Here is a 25,967-nt window from a genome sequence, read left to right on the forward strand (position 1 = left end):
TTTGTTCTAAACTTAGAAAAAAAATAAACCAAACGCACTGCAAGATAAATCTAATACAAAAAAAGAGATGTCGCTATTTTTTCTTTTTAAGGGGGGTATTTGTACTTTTTATATAAAATGATTCCTAAATAACAAAGCCCATAAACCTCTAAACTAATCATTTAAAGGTTTTTAGATTTTACAACTGAGAATCATCAAATTTTACATCATCGTATTAATACGAATGCTTGCTTTTATAAGTGCCAATGCCGAAATTTTTGAAATATGAATATCTTTTGGCTGATGATGCGAATTCTGACTTACCAATTTCACAAAATCTGATCCCTGATCTGATTTCTGAACATATTTTACTGTAATGTATTCTTCCCAGTCGTTTAACTTCACGCTTAAAAGATACATCTCACCAAAAAAGATATTTTCAAATTCGGTTTCTTTATAAAGGACAATATCTCCGGATTTTAAAAGCGGATACATACTATCACCTGTTACAGAAATTGCTCCGTCGCATTTTGGCAGATTGGGAATTTTTATCGTATCCAAAACTCTTTGTGGTTTTCCGCTGTTGAATAATTCTCGTAAACCTGCCACAGCTTCTAAGTCATATAAAGGTATTTCCTGACTCACATGCAGTGAATCGATTGTTTTTCGGTCATTACTCATAATTACAATATTAGTATTATCCTCTTTTATCATGGGTCCATTTCCGGTTAAAAGCCACTCAGAACTGATGTCCGGATAGTAGTGTAAAATTTTACACGCTTTATCCGTTCCCATATTACTGCTATTATCTAAAAACTTATTAGAAAAGCCCAAATCATTACAGAATTTATACTTACTAATCCCTTTAGAATCAAGATATTCCCTCATTCTTTCCGTTGACCCCATAAAAAGATGTATTTTTTTACGTTAAAAATTTGTTTTGATGTATTATTTTACATTATATTTGCAAAGTAAAGAAAAATAAATATCAAAAACAAGACAATCACATACAAATTTATGCAAAGTAAAAATCAAATTAAAAACAAAACATCTGCACATTTAATTAACAACCAATACATTATATACTATTTAAGGCGTTAAAAAATAAAACAAAACGCACTACGTCAAATAAGAATAAAACTACGCTTAACTAGTAATATTAATCACTAAGATGCAAAAAACTTCATTCATTACGCATTAAAAATCATAAAAATGGAAGCAATTCAAATCAAAGAAAAAATTCAGGAACTGGAAAATTGGCTGATTGAAAATCCAAATAGTCCTGAAAGAAATTTAATCGAATCTGACATAAATAAATTAAGAACTCTATTAGAAAAAAATCATGGGTAAAAAACAAATCGAAGAACGTATTGCTTTATTATATCTCGCATTGCAATACTGCTCAGAAAGAACAAAAACTTTTAGTCCAGGCGAGAGAATCTGCATCAATCAGGAACGTTTTCAATGGATGCATATTCTGGACAACGAAACGGCTTCTCCACGACCTGTTTCGCAAACAATTGAAAATAAATTAAAAGAGGTCTGGAAACTTGCTGATTATTATCATTTCAAACCTTATTATGGTGATCCTTTTAAAGAAGAAATTTTATTACGTAACTAAAAGCCAATATACTATGAACACTGCCGTAACAAACACAATCAATCCATCTTTAGATTTATCTCATTTTTCTGCACAACAATTAAAAGATGCTTTAAACCGAATTGAAAATAAAAAAAATGAAGAAAGAGATGCTTATAAAAAATTAGTCGCCGAAACTATTCCGAAAGCACTTTCGAGATTGCATGAAACTTCTGAAATGATGAGAAATGCCAAAACAGAAACTTTTCAATTGTTTGAAACTATTTTGGATTTAAAGAATCAGGTTTATGGTTTTAAAGAAAAACAAATGTCGCATACGTTTTCTAATGACAAGGAAGAAATTACGATTGGATATCGTATTAACGAAGGCTGGGACGATACTGTGACCATTGGTATTGAAAAGGTCCAGAATTATATTTCGTCGCTTTCTACGAGTAAAGAAACGGCATCATTGGTAAAAATTGTTTTCAATTTATTAAAAAAGGATGCGAAAGGAAATTTAAAAGGCTCGCGCGTTTTAGAACTTCAAAAATTGACCAAAGAGTTTAATAATGAAGAATTTACCGATGGTGTTGAAATTATTGCTTCGTCTTTTAAACCAATCCGCTCGAGCTGGTTTATTGAGGCAAGCAGAATTGACGAAAATGGTGTGAGAACTAATATTCCGTTGTCTATGTCTTCTGTAGATTTTTTACAGGGATATGCTTTTAATTTCTTTAATCAGCAAAACGAACAAAGTCATGCAGCCTAATAATGATATTTACGCGTCGGCTCTTTTAGCTCTTCTGCTTATTGCAACCAACTTAAAACCCATTCTTTTATTTCGTGAATGGTTTTATTTCAGAATCAAAATAATTTTTAAACAATCCCTAAATGAGCGTAAAAATAAAACCAATTACAGATCACGAAAGTTACAAGGTTAATGAACACACTATTTTTAAAGATGGACTCGGAAACTGGAACTGCAAAAATGATTTATCCAATAAAGAACGGCAGGCTTTTAACCAGTATGAAAGCATCGTAATTAAAAATCCGAGATTTAAAAAACATACAACAGCTACTTACAAAGGCTGAAAAAGATCCCTTACTACCTGCATTCTAAATAACTTTAGCAGGCATAAAAAAATGGTTCCTGTTTATCACTTCTTTTGAAAGAAAACAGGAACCGAAGATGGGCGGTTTTTACCCAAAAAAGCAGCCAAAAACCATTCTTTCTATAAAGTTCCCAGTCTTTAGAGCTGTGGAACGAGATCATGATAGGAAGTGTACTGACCCCAATTGTTAAAAAATAATCTTTAACAAATATCACCTCAGAACGAGGTTCAAAAAATGGCAATTGAAGTAGAAAAACCATTACTTAAAAAAGATTAAATGGTTTGGCTGCTGTAATTCTTTATGTCATCATTTAGTATTCAAATATTTTTTATCATGATTAAATCTTCATTTTAATAACTCTTCTCTTTTCAAAAAATCTTCTTCATTTTCTATCACTCTAAATATTATCTCATGCCTATATCTTCAAACAGAAGCCTCGGAATTCAAAAAAATAAATTACTGCGTTACAAACTTGTTAAAGAATTGTATCAAAAACATAAAACGGAAGATATTCCTACTACGGTAGTATGGCGTAAATACGTTTATCCGGTTTATCCAATTTCACGAACTACTTTGTATGAAATTCTTTGTACACCTATTACTTCAGAATTAAAAAAAATAGAAGAACTTATGAGCAATCAGGAAAAGTCTTCTTAATCATTATAAAAAAGAAAGCGAATCTTTTAACCTGTAAAAAACATTGTTTTTATGGTGCAAAGATGAGTGGTTTTCTACTTTAAAAACGAGCTCTGTTCGCTTTCCTTACAACTATGTAAAGCCCTAGAATACAAATGTTCACACACCTTGCATTCGTTTTTTTTAGGGCTTTTTTTACCCAATCTTTGCAATCTCAAAACAAAAGAACCACAAGAACTTAACTACTGTTCTTAGGATTGTACTTTCTTAAAAAAACAACACGCTTCTGTTGTTTTCTCACAAACATATTTAACCTAACATTCAACATTAACACATTCAATGGAGCAATTTCTATACCCCACTCTAACCGCATTTTTTGCCGCTTTTATTACCTGGTTTTTTTCTATGCGAAAATCACTGGCCGAAGACAGAGCCGCTGAACTTGACAACGCCGTAAGTGCCGTAAAATATTACCGTGACCTTCTCGATGATCTTACTGCCCGACTTACCTCAGCTACAGATACCATAAAAAAAATGGAAATACAGCACAAAGAACTTATGCTTATCAACCAGCAGCTGGTTGATGAATTGCAAAAATTTAAACAACTAAACGGAAAAAATTCATGACACTAACCCAAAAAACCTTAGAAATCGCCACGGCACAAATTGGTGTCGAAGAAATTCCCAGAAACAGCAACTCCGGCCCTGAAGTCGAAATTTACTTAAGAAGCGTAGGACTTTCAAAAGGATATGCCTGGTGCATGGCTTTCATCTATTGGTGCACACAGAAAGCAGCGCTTCAAATAAATGCTAAAAATCCTTTAAAGAAAACTGGAGGTGTTCTGGATCAATACAATTCGAGACCTCTATTGGTAAAAAAGATACCTCAGCCTGGAGATATTTTCATTCTGGACTTCAAGAATGGTACAGGCCATGCCGGATTTGTAGAAAAAATAGCCGGAAGCACAATTTATACCATCGAAGGAAACACAAATGATACAGGCGGCCGTGAGGGGTATAAAGTAGCCAGAAGAAAACGAGATATAAAAAGTGTAAAAGGCTTTTTACGTCTGCAAAACTAAATTTAAAAACCAATTCTATTTATGACTAACAAACTAAAATGCTTCGCTGTTTCATTATTTCTTATCCTAATCGTGATTTCATGCCGAAGTCCGAAACCGATGCAAACCGAAAATAAAGTACAAACCATCACTATCACAGAAACACTACATGATACTGTTTTTAAAATTGCTAAAGACAGCAGTTCTTACAACGCATTACTAGATTGTATTAACGGAAAAGTAGTTCTTAAAAATGTTATTCAGGCCGAACCAGGGCGTACATTAAAAAGCCCAAGGGTTCGACTTGATAACAATAAACTCAGCGTTGACTGCGACCTGAAAGAACAAGAACTCTACGCGTTCTGGAAATCGAAACAGGTAAAAGATGTTCAGGAAAAAACAATCACGATTACCAAGTTTGTCAATCATTTAAGTTTCTGGCAAAAAGTGCAAATCTGGATGGGAAGACTGCTGCTTCTTATACTTCTATTTCTAATTGCAAGATTCGTGTACAAAATCTATAAGCCTTTGTGGTTTAAATAAATCAAACTTTAAATAATACATAAATATGTCTGCACAGTCTCATTTTTTTATAGAGTCAGGAGGGCTTACGCAAAGTAAGGAACAAGCCTTCGGCCCCGTCTCAAGTGATCAGTTTAACCTCACTTCCAGTTTTTCTTTAGCTTCTTCTAAAAAAGCCTATTCCATTTGTAAAGGTGTTGTTTTAATTCAGCCGCAAACTGGCAATTCTAACAAAGTAAATTTAATTCTTAGACCTTACAAACAACCATTTCCGGGATTAAATATCAAATATTTTATTTATAGAGGCTTACAGAAAAGTGATTTTTTTATTAATGATACAGATCCTTTAGTCATTAAAAATGAAGGAACGTATTCTGATTTTATCGACAAGATAAATAAAGATTTTTTAGCTTTTCATGAAGGCCGAAAAGTTAAAAATGGCGAAACGATTACGGAGATTCTTGTTCCTCCATTTAAAGCCTCTTATATTGGTTATGATCTTAAATTTCCAGACAGTACTTTACTTTCAGATGTCTTTTTTAAAGAATCTCAATTTGAAGATAAAAATGGTACAGTTGAAGAAAAAGATCCTTTCGAACTTCCTATGATTGATATGGGAAAATCTTTAGGGAATTTTGCTGAAGGTGAAAGCGGAATTGATGTTGTCTTAAATTATGGCGACTATAAAAACAATTTAACAAATGGCGAATTTGTTTTTGATTTAGGATATGCCCGTCAAGCAACTGCAAAAATTATTACAATTGGCACTACAGATTATAAGAAAAAATTAGAGCGCGAACAAAGTACGCAATTTGTTGATATCGCTGCGTTTTATGGAGCTTTTTCTAACGAAGGTAAAATAGAAATAACTACTTCTTCAGGAGATACTGTTTCAAAGACAGGAACTACAATCTATAGTGATTTATTATATAATTTCTTTAATAAAAATAAAGTCTATTTATACATTCAAAGTAACAGACATCGTTCATATAACTTTTACAACAATTACAAATTATCGGAAACAAATGATAACGACATTAAAATAGGAACCTCCGCTAATTTAATTGAAACAAAATATGGAAATTTAAATTGGCCTGTTCTTATTTTTGAAAACAGTCAAACAAACTCAAATGACCATAACGACATATCTATAGGATTAACAACCTCTTCACTTTATGAAGAAATTACGTTATATGTTTCAACCGGTTTAATCAATATTAAATCCGAAAGGAACTTTGTGATTAAAGAAAATCTTTTAGATCCTGAAAGCAATAATATTGACTCAAATTTCACTAAAACAATATCATTTAAAGTTACTAACATTAGTGAAAGTGGGCAAAAGAAAAATATTAGTTCCTTAATCAGACTTGTCTATGTTGGTAAAGAACTAGACTTTTCTTCAGCAAATAACTATATCGTATGGGGAGATAAAAAAAGACATTCTTTGTATAATAACATCTTTCCAAATTTAACCATAAGACCTGTTTTTAATAATAACCAAAATTTCCTAACTGCTTCTTTTAACAGAGAATCTTTAATCAATTACAAAGGATTCTCTAACTATATGAACGAATCTGTGCTAAATGGTCTTGTAGTATTTCAGAAAGGCAAGAAAGAAATAGCAAATCCAAACTCCAATATAGAAACTTTTTCTAAAGAAAGAGTATTATTCATCGCAAAAAAAGTTGAAACTTTAGATGAATTCTCTATTCACAAATCCGAAGTATTTGCACAAGGAGTGTTTTCTAAAAAAGCAAATATAGATCCTAATTTAACTGATTATTCAAATTACTTTTCTTCATTGTATGGTTCTAAAGATTACAACCTAAAACATTACATGATTAAAGATTTGGATACCGATATTAAAATATTGTCATTAAATCTTAAAGATAATTTAGATTTTGACTACTACAATTTAGGTATAACTGAGGATGAATTAAACACTTTAAAAGGAATAGTTCCTAATAATTCATCAAATGTCAACATCTATTTAAAAGAAGATTCTGAAAATTCAACTTCGAGTTTAGAAATGAATACAAATTATCTCAAATACTCTCTTGGAATTGTGTTTGAAAATAACGACGGAAAACTATCAGTTATAATGCCCCCCGCCCCAATCTATGTATATGGAATAAGTCATAATTTCTTAACTACTGCAAGCTATACTGAATATGAAGAAAAATCTATTACAGGCAGAATCATTAATACAACCGACATAATATGAATGCAAAAAAAATAGCAAGACAGCTAGAACTTATAAAATATTTTACACTAAGAAAATCAGCAATCTATTTTAATATAAATGCTGATATTGATCAAGATAAAGAAATTGAAAATGAATATATCCAATTATCAGGTAATTTTAGTTTTAAATTTGAAAGCATCATAGTTGATTACGCTAAAAGCTACAGTTCAGATTTAAAACAAAAAACACTTCAGCTTTATTTTTATAAAAAGCCGAATCCTAATTCTTCAAATTTTGAACTCATTGACGATCCAAACGGATTAATGACTCCTGCAATTATTAATGACTATGTAAAAGACGGGCATAATTATAAAAGATATATTTTCCCTTCACACTATAATCATCAAACATATTCTGAATGGTATAGCGATACCTCAATGGATATTGACAAAAGAGCAACACGTAGTTACTCTATGAATATTATAGTTGATGAATTTAGTGCTCCTGCTTTTAATAGCTTTTTAAATGAATCTCACCCCCAATGGAAAATACGATTTAATGCGGCCAAAGATCAAGCTATTTTAGGTAATTTTTATTGGTTGAGTTTATATGATCCAAGGATATATCAATCTGAACTTTCTTTTGAAGACAGAAAAAAAATTTTAAACTATATGGTTTATTCCTTATACTGGCCAATTATTATTGACGGTATTGAAGGAACAAATAAAGTTGATGAATATGAATTGTTTACTTTTCTTCTTACTAATATAAACAAAGAAGATGCTATTAATTTGTATCATTATATGTTTACAATTGATAGTTCATTAGGAAAAAGTATTCTTCAAATTTATAAGGATAAACTACCTAATAAGCTTTATGATATATTATTAAAAACATTAATAGGTTCATTTTATTGGACAAAAAACCTTACAGACTTACAAAACGGTTTCAAAGAAGACAAATTATATCCTATTGGTTTTCTTGAGAAAGGAACTTGGGAAATGGGACATTATACTTATTTTGATCTTGATGAGGAGAAGGAAAAAGGAACAGGTCCTTTCCGATTAGGAACTAAATATAATATTGAAGTAACAGACAACCTTTTGATAAAAATCAAATCAGCAGTACAATATAGATACAATTACATTAATTATTTTAACCGAATAGAATATAAAAAATATGAAAATGTTATAAAAGATGATTTAACTGTATTGAATTATGATGATGTAGTATATGTATCTCCTTTTTTAACTAATCAAGAGTTTAATGGATTAAATATTCCTTATGGCAGTGTTATGCCAATACCTGCCTTTGCCCTAAAATGGCTAATAGATCAAAATGAGGATACTCAAAATATAATTAATCTAATAGAAAGAGGAGCAACATTTGCAGGGGTAATATTTCCTATTCTCAAAATTTATCAAGCTGCTTCTTTTATTGAGATATTTTATGAATCAATTGGACTAGGGTTTACTTTAGCAAGTAATACATTAGGTGCTGGGCTAGAAGATCAAATTAAAAAATTTGATGAGTCAAAATCTACAGCGGATAAACCATATAAAAAAGGGAAAGAATTTTTAAGTTATTATTATTTACTATCATCTATATACGGATTAAAAGGGATAAAAGACGCTATTTCAGAAGCACAAACCATAAAAGATAAAATTAAAGTTCTTTCTCAATTTGAAACAATTCTTTCAGCAAAGGGTGTTAGAGATGATTTTAAAAATTTTATGTCTATTCAATATCCAAATGAAAATATTGAAGCATTTAACATTATAAGTAATGATATTGACCTAATCGAAAAAGAATTTAATAGATATAAATATCTAAAGAATCAAAACTAATAGAAACAATTTACAACGTAATTAGTTTAGATAATTATTGACATGTAAATGGCGGTATAACTTCAGAAAAAGTACCATATAAATTACCTCCTCTATCCTTAAAAGCCTTAATACTTGGATGATTACACTTGATAAAACTATCTATATATAGTCGAGATAATTTGTCTGGGTCTACAATGATTATTGTATTTCTTAGATTTTCTTTACAATTAAGTTCAATCAAAGATTTATTTTTACTTACATCTAAAATAGTAATTTGATTATAAGGACAATAAATTTTCCTTAAAACCCCATTTTCACCAAGTTTAATTGTTGTAATACGGTTTCCATAACATAAAAGTTTCGTTAAATTAATATTTTTACTAAGATCAAGTATTGTAAGCTGATTGCTACTACAATTTAGATCTTGTAAATTTGTATTGTTGCTTAAATCAAGATATGCTAATTTATTGTAAGTACAGTAGAGATTTGTTAAACCCTTATTTTTGGTTAAATTTAGAGCTATGATTTTATTGTCCGAACAATCAATTTTTGTTAAAGAAACAAAATATTCAATACCAGACAAAGAAGTAATGTTTTTTTTACTGATATTCATTATCCCATCATAAGAAATAACAGAAGGGTGATTCGAAATAAACTTATCATCAGGGGTAAATGCTAATGGTACTATTGTTTTTAAATAAGCTTTAAAATTTACATCTGGTATTTCAGCATACATTGGAGGGGGATCATTTTTTTTCAAACAACTATAACTCATATTGCTTATTATAAGCATTACAAAAAGAATTATTATCCTAATCAAAACTTTATTATTCTTCTTTTGAGTTGTAAATATATTTTTTACCATTATTATTTTTAAAATGTCAATTATTATATGCAAGTTTATAAATTAAATCATTTTGGAACAACATATTTGTAAGTTTTTTCAAAAGAAAAATGCATTACCTATTATATTTACAAATGTAACCAGAAGTACTCATTAGCACATAGCACAAAAACAACTCAAAGACAAAAATCTTTGAGTTGTTTTTAAATCAAAAGAGAAAAGCAAATCTCTTAAACTCAAAAAAATATATTTAAAAAAACTCTGGAAACTTAATCTATAAGTTTCGCCACTCTCCTATTGACCTTTTTCAAAGTCACATCAAAACAATAACTTATTATTTTACAACGACATACCACAAATACTACCAATTATTTTTAACCCCATAAAAAATTAATTAAAAAATGAGTACAAACCACAACAGAATTAAAGTCGCTGATTTAGAAACAAATCATCCAAATAAAATTTTGAAAACCAACCTAGATGGTAAATTGGAGTTTAGCGATGCAGAAAATAATTCTCAGCCAAATCTTACCGATGAAAATTTTGGAGCATTCCAAGACTCATTGCAAACTGTCAATACAATCGCTGACAAAGACAAATTGCCTTTTCTAATTGGTTCTTTAGCCCGAATGATGACATGGGCAAACTTTAAATCTCTATTTAAAACGATAGGAGGAAATTCAATATTTGGCAATGGTAATATTGCAACACCAGATATGGACACCACTACAGCTCAAACAGTTTCTGGAGTAAAAACTTTCTTGAACTTAATGTTAGGTTTACGAAACGCAGCAAACACTTTTACATCATTTATTGCAAGTACCGCTACAGCATCAAGAACCTGGACTTTTCCTGATAAAAGCGGAACTGTTGCAATGACTTCGGATTTGCCAACGAATATTATTGCTACAGGAACTCAAAATTATGTCCCAAAATACAATAATGCAGATGGTACACAAGTTGGAAACAGCAGAATTAAAGACGATGGAACATGCATAGGGATAGATAATACAAATAGGACGCTGTTAAAAGATATTACTTTAGGAAATCAAAATAATAGAGAAATAGGAATTGAAGAATCCACTAATACCACAAAAGGTAGAGATTTAACTTTATCCGCAGGCAGGGCAATAAATTATGCTCCTACAGATTTTAATCCCTATACAGCAACGGCAGGATTATATGCGATAACAGTTTGGGCTGACCCAAATGGAGATATGTATTTACTTAGTGCGAATAGGTCAGTAATATGGTTTAGACCTAGCGGATCATCTATTTTTAGTGCTTCTGATATATCTGGTTTTACAAATTCTCTTCAAGAAGCACATACGTCAGGAGTTACACAAAATGGAGATGCTTATGGATGTAATGGTTATAAGATTTATAAAAGAACTGGAAGAACAGGTAATTTTGTAGATACAGGAATTTTTGCAACAAAAATAGCATGTTCATTTAATTCAAATGATGTGTATTATTATCAAAATGGAGTAGGAATTTTTAAACTAATAAATGGAACAGGATCAGGAGTAAATCAAGGAGTTTTAGCAGGAACTTATGATGCTATAACTTATTCAAATCTTAACAACGTATATTACATGCAAGGTACAAAATTGTATAAGCAAACTAATGCAACTGGAGCATTTACTGATACGCTAGCTGGAAATGTGCCTTCTACACCAAATAAGAGTATGTGCATTACACCTTCAAATGATATGTATGTGACAGAGTCTAGAGGAAATATTTCAATTAGAGCTAATGATTCTGGAAACTTTGTGTTTTTTCAAACAGTTCCGGCAAGTAACTATGGCCCATCAATGATAGCCACAGATATTAACAATGATGTATATACGGGAGAAGGCTTTGCGAATAATACTGTATTAAATTGGAAAATTAATTCTGCACTTACCGGAACTAATGATCTTGATGGAGGAACTAATAAGGTAAAAGCAGGAACTGGAAAAGGAACCGGAAAAAGCCGTGTAGAATTTTACACTGGCCAAAAAACTGTATCAGGAACTGACATGCAAGTTGAGAAAATGCGAGTTTATCTTGATGAAAATGGATCTTTTGTATACCTAACCCCTCCAAGTTATGCAAATGATACAGATGCTGATGCAGATTCAAATCTTCCCTCAAAAGCTTTTTATAAAATAACAGGGAATCGCACACTTTTTCAAAAACCTTAAAATGTAAAATCATAAATTTTACAACCTAATTATTGGCTTTTCTAAAGTCAGACCTATTACCCCTCATTTACAAAACTGTAAAATCAACCATATTGTGACGCCACTAACACAATTTTTAAACAATAATTTTTCAGGTTATGAATGTTCAAAAGATTAAAAAAATCTTTTGAAGACACCTCAACCTGAATTAATTACGGTTACGCCCTTAAATAACTGAATATACGCCTGTAATTTATAAACCCGTAATAATTAATTAAAAATGAGTACAAATCACAACAGAATTAAAGTGGCCGATTTAGAAACAAATCAGCATAACAAAATTTTAATAACTAACCTGAATGGTGAACTAGAGTTTAGCGATGTAAGCAATCTTCAAACAGAAAACTACAATGCACTTGATTGCAGCACCGAAGGTAAAGCCCTGGATGCCAGACAAGGAAAAGTATTAAAAGAGATGATTGATAACAAAACCGTAAATCTTGCGTCTGATGCAGAAACACAAATAACAAATTCAGTTACAGAAGACAATAAAGTTGTTAGTAGATCTAAATTATTTAATTGGTGGAATTGGGTCGTAGCTCAAACTCAAATCATAAAAGCTGTTTGGAATTTTTCCAAAGGTCTAAAAGTTAGTGACAGTACGAGCAACTATACAACTGAAATGCTTCAAAACATGTTTGTTGCAAAATTAAATGAAGTAAATAATGGTGTCTGTAAAGCTGAATATGGATTCGAAACTGTTAAATGGTCAACTGCTAACGGGTATTCAACTTTACTTAAACCTATAGCTCCAAATCAAAACAGAACACTAACCCTGCCTAATAAATCAGGAACAATTTCTATTGTAAATGATTTTGTTAAAACAGCAGCAGGGACAATTACGACACCATCTTTAATTATTCCGAATGGCTCATTAACAACAACGCCGCAAAATGGAGCAATAGAGCGTGATGAAAATGGGCAGCTTTGGGAAACACATGAAGGAATACGAAGTAAATTAATTGTTGGAAAAGCAGGTATAGAATTAAAAGGAGAATTCAAAAACAATGGTGAAGCTTTGGCAGCAAACTTAAAAGCGGGAGATTATTATAGTATACCTGTTACTACAAATAGTGACACTGCATATATAGCAATTACAAAAAATCCCGGATATATGAGTTTAGAGTTCATTAATACTAATGCTTTTGCTGCTCTGGGAATTAATAATATAAATAGTATTGATGATTGGAATATTTTTTTTACATCAAAGGGTTCCTCACACTTTACTAAAGTAAATGTTTATCAAAATTTTGTTAGTTTTTCAACAAACGATGCTACAACAATTAAAGTTATCAATTTGTCAAACATACAATTAGCTAGAATTAATTTGACTTATTTATCTGCTGTAACAGATATTGATTTGTCAAATAACAAATTGACTGAATTTAATCCAAATACATTACCGTCTCTATTAGAGAATCTAATATTGTCAAATAATTTAATAACAAAACTAAATCCATACGATACGCTTCCTGAAACATTAAAAAAATTAATTCTAAATAATAATAAACTAAGTGAATTTGAACCTATAAAAGGACTTCCTAATTCACTTATTGAATTAAATCTTGAAGAAAATCTACTATGTACTTTTGGTGATACTATAGAAATGCCAACTACTTTAAAGATCCTTAATCTTAATAAAAACAAAATAGTGAGCTTTTCAATGGTTGTGCCTAAATTTCTTGAAATACTTCTTTTATCAAATAATAATTTAAGCGATTGGGAATCCTATTCCGTGCATCAAACAAATCTATTATTATTAGACCTTTCTCATAATTCATTTTCGAATTTTGATATAACAGGAGAATTGCCAGATGGAATAAAAGTTTTAAAATTATCTCACAATAAAATGGATGATTTCTTGCCAGGTAAACAATTACCATGGGCATTAAAACGATTAGAATTAAATGATAATGATTTTGTTGATTTTAATCCTAAATATTTAGCAGGAGATGATTTAGAAATTGTTTTATTGCAAAATAATAAGATAGTTACATTTAATCCTCAGTTTTTAAACGACACCCTCCATGAATTAAATTTAGGAAATAATAAAATTATAAATTTTAATCCAACCTGGTTTCCTAGTGAAATAAATACCTTAAATCTTGAAAATAATCCAATTACCACTACTGGTTGGAACACCAATACAAAATGGATCAATTCTTTAGTAACTGAAGAGGGTTTATTATATGCCGGAAACACAGCTGGATCGATAGATGGAACAAATACTGAATCAATGTTAGAAGATTTAAGCTGGACAATAACAAAAACTCCATATCCTTTTTTATAAATACATTTCTTGCTACTTCTTTGACTTGACCGTCATGCTATTAAACGTAAAACTTGTATTTTTCTAAAATAGATTAGGCAAAAAACAACTCAAAGACAAAAAATCTTTGAGTTGTTTAAAAACCTATTTGAAATTAAAACTAATAAGTTTCTACTCTTCCCTTTTTTTTTTCTAAGTCATAGCTACTTATTACTTGCCTGTTTTTAAAGTAATATAATAAATGAACTAAATTAATTAACACAGATAGTAAAATTTTAAAACAACATTCTTCAGGTTACTATTGTACTTCTACAAAAAGTAAAAAACGTCTTTCTTTAAGATAATCTCTCCCTCGATTAATTATGGTTAGCTGTAAATGCAATTGAGAATAGGTCTGAAATTTTTAACCTTAAAAAAAATAATTAAAAATGAATACAAATCACAACAGAATCAGAGTTGCAGATTTAGAAACAAATCAGCAAAACAAAGTTTTAAAAACTAATCAAAATGGTGAATTAGAGTTTAGCGATATAAACAATCTTAAAACAGATGGCTACAACGGTCTTGACTATACTGTCGAAGGAAAAGCTTTAGATGCAAGGCAAGGAAAAGTACTAAAAGACTTAATTGATAATCTTGAAGTACCCCAACTTCCTAAAAAAACAGTTTCAACTCATACACCAACCGGAATTCCCGCCAATGGTGAAGAGTGGATATTATATACTTTATAATATGGATACAAATAATAACAACGGATATATAGGTGTTGACGGGGTTTTCAAGAAAATTTCAAAAAGATACATCGGAGTCGATAATAATTGGAAGGATCAGGATTTTAAGTTTATTGGAGATAATGGATACTGGAGACTTATTTATACAAAGAATCCTATTGACATGTCTGCTGACTTTTATGTTCGATATTTAGAAGGCTATACGCTTGAAAGAAAAAATAGTTTGAATATTTATGGTAAAAATTTAAAAGACTATCAATTGGTTTCTCCCAGAATTGGTGGCTATTTCGAACTAGAAAGAACTGCATCAGATTTATTTGAAAACTTTGCAAGCGGATCTTTTAATGGCTCCCCGCAAGTTTCTGCCCTAATGGGTGGTAAAAAATGCATGAAAATTGAAACCTCTTCAGATTATTTTGAACTTCCAAAAGATTTGGATGCGCGGGGTGTTTTTGGCACAACTGGTGAGAAAGATTATAATTTATCAAACTGGTTTTTCATACCTTCACTACCAACCGGAACTGATGTAATACCCGTTGTTTCGTTTGGAGACAGGGCAAATGGAATGGAAATAGTTGTATCTTCAGATGGGAGATTACAACAAAAAATATGGTACAATTATTTTTCAGCTTTAATTCAAGCACCTGCTAATTCAATTAATGTGGGATGGAATTATTATGTCATAACGAGAACAAATAATGTAACCAAAATATATTTAAAGAACTCAACTGTACCAGTAGTAACCTCTACTCAATCGATGCCTGCTCCTCTTTCTGATATTCCTATAAAAGTGGGTACTTCATTTAAATATACAAATACAATATACCTGCCACAGACATTTTCTACAACCAAAACTGCAGCCAGATATACACTTAGCAATAATGACAGAACCATAAAAGCAAACGCTGCCGGGGCAGGAACAGCGAGAACCAGTAATAAAATAACACCAAATACAGGAAAATTCTATTTTGAAACAAGGATAGATAATATATCAGATGGTGTGGTTTGGGTAGGTCTGGGTGATGCTGCGTTGAGCCAGACAACTGCCGTAGGTATAGCTGGCTGGTCAATAAGTTCTAATTCTCGAACTTTTAACAAACAAACAGGTGGCGGAACAACCTGGGGAGCTGGAGCAAGAACTTTTACAACTGGTGACACCATTGGCTGCGTATACGATTCGAATTCTGGTACTGCTATCTTTTATAAGAACAATGTATTATTGGGAACAAGTACAACTTCAATAACCGGAGATGTTGAATTTATGGTGGCCGGAGATATTAATACAAATGCAACTATAAGAATTAAAGCATCAGAATGGTTATACCCATGTCCTGATCCGACTGCAATCGAAATGCCCGAAACAACTACGTATAACGGATTATTCAATTATTCTGTACCGGGCACAGGTTATAAATATGTTTTTGTATCAAACTCACCAATTTCAAATCTAAGCATTACCAAATTACTAAAAAGGACAGATCCAGATGTTATTCTGCTGAATAAATCAAACAACATTCAAACCATCATTTCAGAGCAATGGATACCCTCAGTAACAAATAATTTTATAACAGTAACTATACCCGAAACAATTGAATACGGAGATTATGAAATATTTGTCAGATATTTTGATACAGTAGAAAGCTATAGATTTCCATTGAATATTTCTGAAATTAAACTTCATACAGAAGCTTTTACAGATAATTTTGATAATAGTACAACTTTATCAAATAATTACTATGCTTTTAATCGTGCCTGGGGTGGCGCAAACGGAGGCGTTGTACCAGAAAATGTTTATATCAAAAACGGAGAATTAATCTTTAGGGGAAATGGTGATAATTATACAGGAACTGTTCAGGGTGTAACGCGTGAAGGAATAAAAAAATTCCATAGCGATGCAGAGGATCCAAAATACAGTCAGCCCTGGATAAATAGAGTTGGTGGATGTGTTGCTTATAATAAAAGAACTGGATTTGGTTCTTATGAAATTGATGTTTTAATTCCAAATCAGCTAGGTTGTTGTTATGCAATGTGGACCTTTTTTTATAATGAAATTTATCAGGGTGATCCCAGATATATGCAATATATGGGGAATGCTTATGAAACTAAAGAAGTTATTAATGTTATACAATCCGGTTACACCATCAATAAAATCATTGATGATTATGGTATAATTAGTTACGGAACCAATTATAATATTGGTGATAAATTTGTAATTGATCAGGATGCATCACAAACTGTTTATACTTGTATAGGAATAGAGCCAAGTGTTATTTATTACAACCCAACAAAAGTTTTAAAAGCGGGTGATACATTTAGCAAAATTGAGATTACTTTAGAAAGATCAGCAACTGGTAATGAAGGTTTACATGAGCAGGGAAATCTTGAAGATGGGTATTATATTACACGAAATCACGAAATTGATATTGAATTTCCATCACATTTGAATGGAGGTACATTATCAAATCCAAGTCTTTCTAATTTTAAAGCAAATACATGGAGGGGAGAACTTCAAAACTGGGATGTTGCCACTACCGATCCTTCTTATTGGGAAGAATATCGGGATAACCTAACCCCGGTTGGTTTTAATATTGCTGATGGTAATTATCATAAGCTAAGATTTGACTGGCATCCTGATAAGGTAGAATACTATATTGATGGCGTTTTAAAACAAACAAATACCAATTCATTAAAAGGCGATACAATACCTGATATAAGTGGCTTTTTTACTTTTGGTCTTTGGTTTCCATCTTCACCATTAGCCGGTAAACCTTGGCTGGTAAATCCTCAAAAAGCCTGGGCAGGTGGAGAAATAGGCACAGATGGCGGAATGAAAGCTAATTTTGACAGTGTCGAAATGAAAGTTAAACAATTCAAATTTACTCCCTTCACAACTTATTCAGAGTTTCAACGAAATGAAGGTGAAACTTATCCTTTTAACGGATATATTAATAAATAAAAATCAGAATATTTTTTAAATTGAACTTTGAAGTTTTGTAAATAACAAAAAACATCTTCCTTTTTGCCCAAATCTTTTCTTAAAAAAGTCATTTTACTTACGAATTACTTCTAATGCATAAGAACATCACAACTTAATCTGATTTCAGGAAACTTAATTTCATTCTTTAATGAGAGATTATACACTTTTACTACAACTTAAATCGTAAGATAAAAGTACCCATAAACCAGTTTTTAATACCCTAAAGAACTTCTTCTTACAAGTTCTCCTGTGCTATTATTATCTAATTTGTAAAAATAAAACTCCCTATGTTCTCCACTTACTTTACAACCTTGTAAAGCCATAGAACATCCATGTTAAACCACTAAGCAGCTGCTTCTTAAACCTCTTATTTAAGCTGATCTTTACACTATCAAAAGGAATAAACAGTGCAAAAAACAAAAAAGAACATTTTAAAAAACAGTAATAAGCTTGAATGAATTAAATCAAACTAAACTATACAGCTAACCAAAAAATATGCCTTTAATCGCAAAAATGGTTTAATCAAACAACAATTTAATCATTCAGAATATGAACAAAATTAAAGTCAAAAACACATTAGAATATGCCAACTAATCCTATTCCTGCGGTTCCAATTCCTGCAGCAAGATATTATCCCCGATTATCTGAGATAATTACTGTAGACGATTTACCTGAATTTTTATCATTTGTCGAAAATGGTTTAAATGCCATCTTTGATAAAATTCATTACAAAAACTTACAATATTCTAAAGGATATCGCGGCGATTCGGCCTTTTACAGCCTTGATATTGTTACCAGCGAAAGACTTGCTCTTCCGTTACCATTTGGTTTAGGGCTTGTACTTAATCCCGATCTTGACGGAGATTCTACGATTTCCTCATTTCCTATTACTTTAGAATATCAGTGGGAAATTTTAGCTTTTCTAAAAACTTTCAGTTCTAGTAGTTTCTCTTTTTCGGTCAAAGATTTTTATTCTGTAGGCTTACAGGTTTTCCGCATCAGCGAAGCACAAGTTGTAGCCCACATGCTGAACATTTTTGTTGAAGCCGAAGAAGGAAAAACAAAATACGAAACGATTTTAGAAGATATTAACGGACTTCTGAATTTACCTGAAGCACAAAAACTAAAACTTCCTGAAGGTGTAGAACAATCTATTAATAGTATAATTACACTTATCAACACCAATACGGCTATTACAGAAACAATACCGTTAGTGTTATTTGCTACTTATATTTTAAATGAAGATTTAAATACAACCAAACAAAAATTACAAGAATTCTATAATATCATTGCTCCAGATGGTATAGAAGCTCATATCAGAAGAATCATTACTCCAAAAGCCAAAGCAACTTTAGCTTTGAGTGCCGGTATTGAATTTCCTCAAAATGTATTAAAACCAATTAATGAAGATGGTAGCGCTTACCCAGACCCTACTGCAAAATCGATGTTTGTATTTAGTCAGGCACAATTATATGCCGATACTGAAGCCGGAATTGGCTATCAATTAGAATTAGGAGGAAGTTTAAGCCCTTCTACATTTGCGATGATTGGTAGTACAGGTTTAATTCTTGAATTAGATACTTTAAAAGTCGATTTAAGCAAGAAAACCAATATTCCTGAAGCAGATGCTGACGGACGCCCTAATGATTTCGTTGGCGTTTATGCACGCGCCGTTTCGGTTACATTACCATCTAAATGGTTTCATAGCTCTGATAATGACAACAAAACACTAAGAATTGGTGCTTCAGATTTATTAGTAGGTTCTGGCGGTCTTTCTGGAAATATTTACCTGGAAACCGTTAAAAGTATTGGCACCACATTTAATTACTTTAACGACAAATTCAATTTCAATTATCCTATCGCCATGTTCGACAGGGGTGAAAATGATGCTGTAAATAAAAAAGAAATTGCCAATTATGAATCTTTAATTACCTTTTTACAAGAATTAAACAGCAAAGGAAAACCTTATGCTTTTGACTATCCTTTATCATTAACAACACTTTCTAGTTTAGCTTCTACCACTATTAAGTCCTCTACAACTTATACTTTTAGTAATGCTAAAGAATATCAAAGTTTTTTATCCGAATTAAATGCGGATAATACACTTTGGAAAACTATTGGTTCTCCGGAAAAAGGTTTTAAAATTGGTTTCAATAAATTTGATATTTCGTTTAAACAGAACAAAGTAATAGGTTCTAATATTAAAGGAAAATTACTGTTTGAAAAACTTCAGGTAACGCAAAAAGACGGCACCAGATTACCTTTCAGCTCTACATTAGAAGGTCATTTGTATGATGATGGCGATTTTAACCTTACCGCTTCTTTCCCTAAAGAAACAGCTCCGCGTGCCAACTTATTTAATCTTGTTGATTTTGATTTTTACAGTTTCGAACTAGGGAAACAAGATAGAGATTACTATATAGGGACTTCATGTTATGTTTCGTTTCCAAGCGTTGTGATGCAGCGATTAATGAAAGGGCAAGGAATTAACATTGAAAAACTTAGAATTTACAGTGACGGAAGTATCGAGGTCGAAGGTGGTTCAATCCCAATTCCTATCAACTTTTCATTAGAGCTTGGTCCAGTTAAAATGTCGGTTACAAACGTAAACTTTGGTTCTACCCAAATTAACGGACGTAAATATAATTTCTTTGGTTTTGACGGTGCTATCAGCATCAATCCACTTGGAGTTGACGCTCGTGGTGAAGGTGTCAAATACTATTACTGTACTGAAGAAGGTCACGAAGAATCGTTTATTAGAATACAAACTATTGAAGTTGATTTAATTATTCCGGGAACAGCTACAGAAGCATCTGCAATGGCCATCATCAACGGTATGATTTCACTTCCTGAACCTGGAAAATCTCAGGAATTTAAAGGACAAGTCTCTTTAAAGCTACCAAAAGCAAAAATTTCAGGTGGTGTTGCCATGCGTTTTATGCCTAAATATCCTGCATTTTTAGTAGATGCTTATATCGAACTGCCTACACCTATTCCGTTAGGATTTCTTGCTATTTCTGCTTTTAGAGGTTTGCTAGGATATAGGTATGTAGCAACCAAAGAAGCTGCCGGATTAAATAAGGATAATTCATGGTACGAGTTTTACAAACATCCAAAACCTGGAATTAATATCAATAAATTCAGCGGGCCGCCTGATTCTATGCAGTATAAATCGCCATTCTCTATTGGAGCCGGAGCTACTTTTGGAACCATTGCCGATGGCGGACATGTATTGTCTTTAAGAGCAATGCTATTGTTGTCTCTTCCTACTCTATTTTATATCGAAGCAGGATTAAATGTTATTGCCGGACGATTAGGTCTTATCGAAGATGATCCTAGTAATCCTCCTTTCTTTGCAATGGTAGCATTTGGAGACGATTCGTTAGAATTAGCTGCCGGAGCAGATTTTAGTATTCCTAAAGATAGTGGAGAAATTTTTAAGCTTCATGCTTTACTAGAAGCAGGATTCTTCTTTAAAAATCAGAAACCCTGGTATGTAAATATTGGATCCAGAAAAGACCCAATTATGGCCAGAATTCTGACTTTATTTTCTGCTAAGGCTTTTATTATGCTTTCGGCTCAGGGAATTGAGGCAGGTGCACGATTAGACTTTAAGCTCCAAAAAAGCTTTGGTCCGGCAAAAGTAAAATTGTGGGCTTATTTAGAATTAGGTGGGAAAATTTCTTTCAAACGTCCGCAAATGGGTGGTTATATCACTGCTGGTGGTGGTATTCAAATTAAACTTTGGATTATTAATGTTGAAATTGTTCTGGATACTATTTTCTCTGTAGAATCTTTTAGACCATTCCTGATTTATGCAAAACTAGAATTAAGCGTACGTGTAAAAATTGGTTTTGTCAGAGTTCGCAAAAGATTTGTTGTAGAACTTCAATGGGATATTAACCGAATTGTTGATCGTACACCTTACAGTCCGCTGCCTAAAGGAACATTTGGAGACGAGAAGGATAACCGAACATTAGAAAATGTAAAAGGTGTTCACATGCTTACCAACCAGGCTTTTGCTCTTGATTATTTCAAATCGCCAGAAGAGAAGGGCTATAATGAAAATCAATTTGACAAAGGAATGCCAAAAGCAGGGCTAATTGAAAATATAATTCCGCTGGATACGTATATCGATATTAAAATGGCAAAAGGTTTATTACCAGATCCATCATTATCTAAAATAATTGGAGGATATACTGGTGATGCTAAAAATTATACCGATATGATGCCGCCAATTGAAAAGATTGCCGGAAGACCAATTCGCCAGGTTAAACATAGATATGCCATTAAGTCAATTGAATTAAAATCCTGGAATGGTTCTGATTGGGAAAATTATCATCCTTTTGAAGCTGTTGTAGAAAACACCCCTGAAGCTCGCAGTCTGGTTTCAGCTTTACCTTGGGCACAATGGCAGAAAGCAATTGACCAGTACGACAGTATTCGTGTTTTAGCAACAGATCCTTTTTCATTTTTAAGTTCTGGAGAACCAGGATGGCATGTACCGGAACAATTCGGAATTACACCTTCAAAATTGTTCTGTGTATCTAGTAAAATTAAAAAAGAACATACTGACTTCCTTAGAAAACAAATTGGAAAGCGCTACTATGTTCCAACGCAATATACCGCTGATAAAATTGACGGATTGTTTTTTAAACTAATTGGAGAAGTTCCTGAAATTCTGGAAAACAGCCAAGTTATAGAAGGCGATTTTATGAGCATTACCGGAGAGAGAAATCCTCATAAATTCATTAAATCATTAGCATTCAAAAACTACAATGAGTTAGAAATTATTTTTCCTCAATCGGCTATCGAACCAGCGTTTAAACTTACAACACAGGCAAAAGAAGTAAAAATAAAAGCGTATACCTCAGTTATTAAAAAAGAAGGAGATAAACTGCCTGTTTATGAAATTGTCGATATAAGAAAAACTTTTAATGGAGAAGTTTCTCAAGAATTAACCTATACAAAAGCGGAATTATTAAACGAAATAATTTTATTCAGTCAAGAATCTGATCCGGTTTCTAAAACTAAAATCGACAAAATTGTAATTACGCCAATTGCGGCAAAAGCAGCAGAAATTAAAGATATCAGAAACCAAATTGCAGCATTATTTGACGATACTTACACTAGCGCAAATGGAGATTTTGTAATGTCTGGCCCTCGTGATCTTGAGAAGTATGATTTGCTAATTGCAAAATTAAACGAATTAAAAGCTAATGCCGGAAATGATAGTATTCAGGAGGAAACACCAAACGCGTTGACTTTTACTCATTATTACGGATATAAAGGAAAAGATTCGTATGCTTTTGATAAAGTAATCAAATACAATGATACTTATATTATTTCTTTCCATCCGCAGGCCAATACAACTGTGCTTCTACAAATTAACTCAAAAGGAGATATTATTAGAGAACGTTTTCTAAACGGAGTTGTGACTTCAATGCAAGTTGTAAACGGAAATGTATTAGTAACGCAAGCATTAAAAGCTACTCAATGCAAAGGAATTGGAGAAGCTGTGATCGATCTGGATTTTATTATAGGATGCGAATCTTCTATAGACGCAATGGCTATTATTGAACTTGATGACGAATTGAATTTAAGTACTGGCACACAATATCTAAACACTTATTCTTTAGGATTTAACAAAATATTGCCTTTAGCTAATAATGAATTGCTTTGGATTAATACAGTAGAAAACGAAACTCAGATCAATTGGGTCAACGGAAGCGATCGTGCTCTTATTCAGCGTGCAAAAATAAATGGAAAAGCAATTAAAGTTCTTCAGCATAGTGATACTCAATTTAGTTTGATTACAAAGGGCAAAGAAATTATTCGCTTCAATCTTAATACAAATACAAGAGTAATTTCTGTAGAGGAAACAAAAGTACTTTCTGATGCATCTGTATCTGAAATCATCGATGCGGTTATTACAGACGGAAAAATTCTGGTAACTGTTCAATTTTCAAACGGAAAATTTGGTTTGGCTCAAATTACAGGAAATTCATTAGATATTGTAAAACAAGATACCATTTTCGATTCGGCAATTTACTTATCTAATAAAACTTTAGCTGACAACTCGATTATTGCGTATAATAAAGATTACTTATTTGTTTTCGATTCAGCATTAAAGCTTATCAGATTAATTAAAAGAGGAAATGCAGTCGAAAATGCATCTATTATTCATATTCAAAATGAACCTTCTGTAAATGAAATTCTGATGCTTTCATCTAAACCAAAAGAAAAAGGAGTTTACTTCTCATTGTTTAATAATCAGTTTGAAAATTGTTCTTTATACGCTGCAGAAAATGTTACACTAAGTACATCATTATCAACATTAACAACTGGAACGACAAGTTTAACAGCACTTCCTTTAATTGCGAATGTGAATTATAACAGAGGAACTAAAAATTCTAAATTAATTACAGTTAATGATGCGATTTGTTCAAACGGATATGCCGAAGAAGATCCGGAATTAGATTATACAACCAGCGTTCAGAGTGTTGAATGGTTAAGTAAAGAGAGCTATTTCCATAATACAACAATTCCTCAAAGAGAGGCTGTACTGGAAAACCGAAAGTCAATGACAGCTGCTATACAAAATACAGTTCAGCCAATTTGGAGACCCAATACAACATATTGCTTAAATTTTAGATTAACTGATACAGTAGATGATAAAAAACCAATCGATTTTGATTATTTCTACGGATTTAAAACATTAGGACCTGTTGGACATTATCCTGTTCCTGATCCTATTCCGGAACCTTTATTACCAGGCGAGCAACCTCCGGTAAATAACGAATTGACAGATCTATCAAAATCACCATTGACTTCGTTAAGACAATATCTCGATTATAACCGTTCTTATCCAAATGCCGATGGAAGTTTATTGCAATCTAAACCTGTATTCTACGGACATGAGCAATGTAAGATCTCGATGTTTTTTACAAGTCCTTATGTGTATCATATGTTTAAAGGCTGGTCAGATTATGGCAATAAGAGAGGCGAAATCCAGGGATCATTGAATCTTATTATAAAAGATCCGCTAAATGATACCCTTATTCCCTATCCGCTTCCGGAAAAAGGAACAGTAACGTATCCAAGAGCAGAAGAAATACCAAAATGGGTAAGTGATAATGATCCTAGGATTCCGTTAGGTGTTCAGTTGGTAAATAACTTTATCAATGCTCAACCTGATATGACGTGTGGTAAACTACTAGGAGATCCTTTACAACCAAAATCTTATAGTTATGAAGTAAAACTAACTGATTTACAGCCATCGAAACTCTATACCATTTTAGCTAATAATTATTATGATGTTAAGCAAAACAAAGAAGTAGACGAAAAAGAAAATGTTTTAGTACATCAATACGGATTCCAGACTTCTCGTTACAAAAATTTTGAAGAACAAATTCAGAGTTACAATATTGATAAAGTCACAGAACGTAAAGCGTTATTTGATGTCAGTGTAAATGTAAACCAGGAACAAATTGATGCTTTATATCATCTGACAGCGGCAAAAACCGAATCAAATGCATTAAGTGATGCAATGGTTTTAAAATATCAGCATTCGTTTGATCGCGCTATTGAAGGAGTCTTAAAACTTTCTCCTCTTGATCCGGCTCAAAATACTGAAGTGAATAAAATTATTGATACCAATACAGGTAAAATCATTGCACTTTTAATTCGTAATCCGGAGCCTTTTAATATTCCTAAAATACCATTAAAGGAAATCCAGAATACTATTTCTGTGGTAACTATTACAGAAGGCGAAAAGAAAGCATACACTAAAAACGACGCTTACAAAGTATTGCATTCAAAAGATTATTCGCAGGTATTGATCATGCATGACGGTAAAATCATTACAGAACCTAATCTGTCTATCATGTTTGATTACAGAATGTGGAGTAACGAAGTAATTGCAGTAAATGAAACACGAGTATTGACTTCATCAATTGACAAGCAAGACATACAAGTACAACTACAAGAAGAATCAGAAAATATAAATCTTTAA

Annotated in this window: 17 protein-coding genes; 15 read left to right on the top strand and 2 right to left on the bottom strand. The window is 32.0% G+C overall.

Annotated elements, in window-relative coordinates; genetic code table 11:
• Positions 1 to 201: 201 nt before the first annotated feature.
• Positions 202 to 885 (bottom strand): S24 family peptidase, encoded by a 684-nt coding sequence (locus L0669_RS21905; RefSeq protein WP_263759964.1) that lies wholly within the window; start codon positions 883 to 885, stop codon positions 202 to 204.
• 306 nt (positions 886 to 1,191) lie between these two features.
• On the opposite strand from L0669_RS21905, the gene L0669_RS21910 reads away from it, so the two are divergent.
• From L0669_RS21910 to L0669_RS21955, 10 genes are all read left to right on the top strand, one after another.
• Positions 1,192 to 1,329 (top strand): hypothetical protein, encoded by a 138-nt coding sequence (locus tag L0669_RS21910; RefSeq protein ID WP_263759965.1) that lies wholly within the window; start codon positions 1,192 to 1,194, stop codon positions 1,327 to 1,329.
• Positions 1,322 to 1,600: a hypothetical protein gene (locus tag L0669_RS21915; RefSeq protein ID WP_263759966.1), complete on the top strand. Its 279-nt coding sequence runs from the start codon at positions 1,322 to 1,324 to the stop codon at positions 1,598 to 1,600. Before L0669_RS21910 ends, L0669_RS21915 begins: the two co-directional genes overlap by 8 nt.
• Before the next feature lie 13 nt (positions 1,601 to 1,613).
• Entirely contained in the window at positions 1,614 to 2,330 is a 717-nt protein-coding gene (locus L0669_RS21920; RefSeq protein WP_263759967.1) for a DUF3164 family protein, read from the top strand.
• A 122-nt stretch (positions 2,331 to 2,452) separates the two neighbouring features.
• Positions 2,453 to 2,653: a hypothetical protein gene (locus tag L0669_RS21925; protein ID WP_053471136.1), complete on the top strand. Its 201-nt coding sequence runs from the start codon at positions 2,453 to 2,455 to the stop codon at positions 2,651 to 2,653.
• Between the two features lie 432 nt (positions 2,654 to 3,085).
• A complete protein-coding gene (locus L0669_RS21930) occupies positions 3,086 to 3,331 on the top strand; it encodes a hypothetical protein (RefSeq protein ID WP_053471137.1) in 246 nt (81 codons plus the stop codon).
• A gap of 318 nt (positions 3,332 to 3,649) precedes the next feature.
• Complete coding sequence (locus L0669_RS21935) at positions 3,650 to 3,937, top strand: cell wall anchor protein (protein ID WP_263759968.1); 288 nt, start codon at positions 3,650 to 3,652, stop codon at positions 3,935 to 3,937.
• Positions 3,934 to 4,392: a CHAP domain-containing protein gene (locus L0669_RS21940; protein WP_263759969.1), complete on the top strand. Its 459-nt coding sequence runs from the start codon at positions 3,934 to 3,936 to the stop codon at positions 4,390 to 4,392. The genes L0669_RS21935 and L0669_RS21940 overlap by 4 nt, the downstream gene beginning before the upstream one ends.
• Before the next feature lie 21 nt (positions 4,393 to 4,413).
• Positions 4,414 to 4,914: a hypothetical protein gene (locus L0669_RS21945; RefSeq protein ID WP_263759970.1), complete on the top strand. Its 501-nt coding sequence runs from the start codon at positions 4,414 to 4,416 to the stop codon at positions 4,912 to 4,914.
• Between the two features lie 25 nt (positions 4,915 to 4,939).
• Positions 4,940 to 7,117 carry a hypothetical protein gene (locus L0669_RS21950; protein ID WP_263759971.1) on the top strand — a complete coding sequence of 726 codons (2,178 nt, stop codon included), beginning with the start codon at positions 4,940 to 4,942 and terminating at the stop codon, positions 7,115 to 7,117.
• Entirely contained in the window at positions 7,114 to 8,925 is a 1,812-nt protein-coding gene (locus L0669_RS21955) for a hypothetical protein (RefSeq protein ID WP_263759972.1), read from the top strand. Before L0669_RS21950 ends, L0669_RS21955 begins: the two co-directional genes overlap by 4 nt.
• Positions 8,926 to 8,959: 34 nt before the next feature.
• Here L0669_RS21955 and L0669_RS21960 read toward each other — a convergent pair whose 3' ends face one another.
• Complete coding sequence (locus L0669_RS21960; RefSeq protein WP_263759973.1) at positions 8,960 to 9,772, bottom strand: leucine-rich repeat domain-containing protein; 813 nt, start codon at positions 9,770 to 9,772, stop codon at positions 8,960 to 8,962.
• A 380-nt stretch (positions 9,773 to 10,152) separates the two neighbouring features.
• Between L0669_RS21960 and L0669_RS21965 the strand changes: the two genes are divergently transcribed.
• From L0669_RS21965 to L0669_RS21985, 5 genes are all read left to right on the top strand, one after another.
• On the top strand, positions 10,153 to 11,937 hold the full coding sequence (locus L0669_RS21965) for a hypothetical protein (protein WP_263759974.1): 1,785 nt from the start codon (positions 10,153 to 10,155) through the stop codon (positions 11,935 to 11,937).
• A 259-nt stretch (positions 11,938 to 12,196) separates the two neighbouring features.
• A complete protein-coding gene (locus L0669_RS21970) occupies positions 12,197 to 14,266 on the top strand; it encodes a leucine-rich repeat domain-containing protein (protein ID WP_263759975.1) in 2,070 nt (689 codons plus the stop codon).
• A gap of 407 nt (positions 14,267 to 14,673) precedes the next feature.
• A complete protein-coding gene (locus tag L0669_RS21975; RefSeq protein ID WP_263759976.1) occupies positions 14,674 to 14,976 on the top strand; it encodes a hypothetical protein in 303 nt (100 codons plus the stop codon).
• Between the two features lies 1 nt (position 14,977).
• On the top strand, positions 14,978 to 17,932 hold the full coding sequence (locus tag L0669_RS21980) for an SPRY domain-containing protein (RefSeq protein WP_263759977.1): 2,955 nt from the start codon (positions 14,978 to 14,980) through the stop codon (positions 17,930 to 17,932).
• A gap of 604 nt (positions 17,933 to 18,536) precedes the next feature.
• Positions 18,537 to 25,967 carry a hypothetical protein gene (locus L0669_RS21985; RefSeq protein WP_263759978.1) on the top strand — a complete coding sequence of 2,477 codons (7,431 nt, stop codon included), beginning with the start codon at positions 18,537 to 18,539 and terminating at the stop codon, positions 25,965 to 25,967.

This window comes from Flavobacterium bizetiae (assembly GCF_024271895.1).
In the GTDB taxonomy this organism is placed as follows: domain Bacteria; phylum Bacteroidota; class Bacteroidia; order Flavobacteriales; family Flavobacteriaceae; genus Flavobacterium; species Flavobacterium bizetiae.

What these genes read in the sequence shown, in the direction of transcription:
- L0669_RS21985 (WP_263759978.1), top strand. Translation starts at nt 18,537, where the DNA reads ATGCCAACTAATCCTATTCCTGCGGTTCCAATTCCTGCAGCAAGATAT.
- L0669_RS21980 (WP_263759977.1), top strand. Translation starts at nt 14,978, where the DNA reads ATGGATACAAATAATAACAACGGATATATAGGTGTTGACGGGGTTTTC.
- L0669_RS21920 (WP_263759967.1), top strand. Translation starts at nt 1,614, where the DNA reads ATGAACACTGCCGTAACAAACACAATCAATCCATCTTTAGATTTATCT.
- L0669_RS21935 (WP_263759968.1), top strand. Translation starts at nt 3,650, where the DNA reads ATGGAGCAATTTCTATACCCCACTCTAACCGCATTTTTTGCCGCTTTT.
- L0669_RS21950 (WP_263759971.1), top strand. Translation starts at nt 4,940, where the DNA reads ATGTCTGCACAGTCTCATTTTTTTATAGAGTCAGGAGGGCTTACGCAA.
- L0669_RS21960 (WP_263759973.1), bottom strand. Translation starts at nt 9,772, where the DNA reads ATGGTAAAAAATATATTTACAACTCAAAAGAAGAATAATAAAGTTTTG.
- L0669_RS21975 (WP_263759976.1), top strand. Translation starts at nt 14,674, where the DNA reads ATGAATACAAATCACAACAGAATCAGAGTTGCAGATTTAGAAACAAAT.
- L0669_RS21945 (WP_263759970.1), top strand. Translation starts at nt 4,414, where the DNA reads ATGACTAACAAACTAAAATGCTTCGCTGTTTCATTATTTCTTATCCTA.
- L0669_RS21905 (WP_263759964.1), bottom strand. Translation starts at nt 885, where the DNA reads ATGGGGTCAACGGAAAGAATGAGGGAATATCTTGATTCTAAAGGGATT.
- L0669_RS21930 (WP_053471137.1), top strand. Translation starts at nt 3,086, where the DNA reads ATGCCTATATCTTCAAACAGAAGCCTCGGAATTCAAAAAAATAAATTA.
- L0669_RS21970 (WP_263759975.1), top strand. Translation starts at nt 12,197, where the DNA reads ATGAGTACAAATCACAACAGAATTAAAGTGGCCGATTTAGAAACAAAT.
- L0669_RS21915 (WP_263759966.1), top strand. Translation starts at nt 1,322, where the DNA reads ATGGGTAAAAAACAAATCGAAGAACGTATTGCTTTATTATATCTCGCA.
- L0669_RS21965 (WP_263759974.1), top strand. Translation starts at nt 10,153, where the DNA reads ATGAGTACAAACCACAACAGAATTAAAGTCGCTGATTTAGAAACAAAT.
- L0669_RS21925 (WP_053471136.1), top strand. Translation starts at nt 2,453, where the DNA reads ATGAGCGTAAAAATAAAACCAATTACAGATCACGAAAGTTACAAGGTT.
- L0669_RS21910 (WP_263759965.1), top strand. Translation starts at nt 1,192, where the DNA reads ATGGAAGCAATTCAAATCAAAGAAAAAATTCAGGAACTGGAAAATTGG.
- L0669_RS21940 (WP_263759969.1), top strand. Translation starts at nt 3,934, where the DNA reads ATGACACTAACCCAAAAAACCTTAGAAATCGCCACGGCACAAATTGGT.
- L0669_RS21955 (WP_263759972.1), top strand. Translation starts at nt 7,114, where the DNA reads ATGAATGCAAAAAAAATAGCAAGACAGCTAGAACTTATAAAATATTTT.